2 protein-coding genes are annotated in these 1,584 nt (G+C 68.8%); one reads left to right on the top strand and one right to left on the bottom strand.

Annotation, left to right across the window (positions count from 1 at the left end; translation table 11 throughout):
* Positions 1-86: 86 nt before the first annotated feature.
* Positions 87-599: a hypothetical protein gene (locus tag IE226_RS43570; RefSeq protein ID WP_229871990.1), complete on the top strand. Its 513-nt coding sequence runs from the start codon at positions 87-89 to the stop codon at positions 597-599.
* On the opposite strand, the gene IE226_RS43565 is transcribed toward IE226_RS43570, so the two are convergent.
* A complete protein-coding gene (locus tag IE226_RS43565) occupies positions 496-1,347 on the bottom strand; it encodes an IS5 family transposase (protein ID WP_229871989.1) in 852 nt (283 codons plus the stop codon). The genes IE226_RS43570 and IE226_RS43565 overlap by 104 nt on opposite strands.
* Positions 1,348-1,584 lie beyond the last annotated feature (237 nt).

The following is a 1,584-nucleotide window of genomic DNA, read 5'->3' as shown; positions in this document are numbered from 1 at the left end:
AGTACCTGTTGTCGTTCCGAACTTGATCGCTGAGTTTCTGCTGGTGGGAGTGGCTTTCCGCCGGGTCAGGAAGACATGCCTCGTCCGTGTTCCTGCTCGTTCGGGGGTGGCCGGTGGTATCGGTGCTGGGGTTGTTGGAGGCGAAGGAAGCATCAGCGCGGGAACGGACCGAACGCCTGCGCTCCCAGCTCGCGGCTGCCGAGCTGGAGGTGGAACGGCTGGTGTGTGCCCGGGAGATGGTCAGCCAGGTGCTGTACCAGCCGGAGGATCAAGCCTCGCTCGAGGCGGTGCCCGGCCCGGATGCGCCCCGGGCGACACCGAAGCGGGGTTCGGTGGTGCCCCATCACCGCGAGGGACTGGACGCGGGAGTGCTCGCGCCGGAATACCGCCGGATCATGACAGTGCTCGCCTCCCAGACGCCTCAAGGCGGTCTGCGGGCCAAGGACTTGGCCCGCATGCTGGACCTCGAACTGATCCCCGCGAAGATCGAAGGGCTCAGGTCGAAGTTGAAGCGCCTGGTGGAGCGGGGCTGGGCGGTCGAGCCTGCGGCCGGGACGTTCGCCGCGGCGGCCGCCGTCGGGCCAGTCGGCGGCCCATGAGCATGGTCATCGACCACAGCATCATCGCCTCGCTGGTGGCGGGCAGGCGTTCGTAGTCGCGGACCAGGCGCCGTCGGTGCATCAGCCAGGCCAGGGTGCGCTCGACGCACCACCGCCGGGGCAGCACGGTGAAGCCGGTGCTGGCAGCGGGCCGTCTGACGACGGTCAGAGTCAGAGCGAGGTGGTCGCGGGCGGAATCGACGAGCCGGCCGGCATAGGCGCCGTCGGCCCAGACGAGTGTGATCTTGTGGTGGTGTCGGCGGAGTTGTTCCAGCAGCGGCAGGCCGGCGTCGCGGTCCTGGACGTCGGCGCCGGTCACGAGCACGACCAGCAGCATCCCCGTGCTGTCGACGGTGATATGGCGTTTGCGGCCGCCCACCTTCTTTCCGCTGTCCCAGCCGCGGGTTGCGGCGCCGACGGTCTCGGCCGCCCGCACGGACTGCGAGTCGATGATCGCCGCGGTCGGCTGGAGCGATCGCCCCTCGGCCTGCCGCACCCGGCCGCGCAGCCGGTGGTGGAACTCGGCGATCAGCCCTTGCTCGCGCCAGCGGCGGAAGAAGGCATAGACCGCGCTCCAGGCCGGGAAGTCGACCGGCATCGCCCGCCACTTGATTCCGTTGTCCAGGAGATAGCGCACCGCATCGAGCATCTGACGGTGGCAATAGCCCTCCGGCTGCCCGCCCCGGCCCTCCAGCCAGGCCGGAACCGGCAGCAGCGGCCGGATCGTCTCCCACTCCGCGTCCGTCATATCCGAGGGATAACGCCGAACACGCTCGGGATGATCGGCCGCGTTTCCGAACCGATGGGCGGCACAACCACACGACGGGGAAGTGGAGTTGAACTCGGTGGGCCTGAACGCGTAGAACTGCGGCAACAGGGTCTCCTGGTTCTCGGTCGGCTTCGCAACCCCGAGCTACCAAGAGGCCCTGCCTTTATGCCCGCGCCACCAGAAGACCACCCGACTCAGAACCCCGTTCGAGTCACC

This window comes from Streptomyces longisporoflavus, assembly GCF_014649775.1.
GTDB lineage: Bacteria > Actinomycetota > Actinomycetes > Streptomycetales > Streptomycetaceae > Streptomyces > Streptomyces longisporoflavus.
Note: the sequence above shows the minus strand (reverse complement) of the source record. Positions and strands in the feature narration are given on the sequence as shown.

Bases quoted from the DNA above. Each gene is read 5' to 3' on its own strand.
- IE226_RS43565 (WP_229871989.1), bottom strand. From the start codon at position 1,347: ATGACGGACGCGGAGTGGGAGACGATCCGGCCGCTGCTGCCGGTTCCG.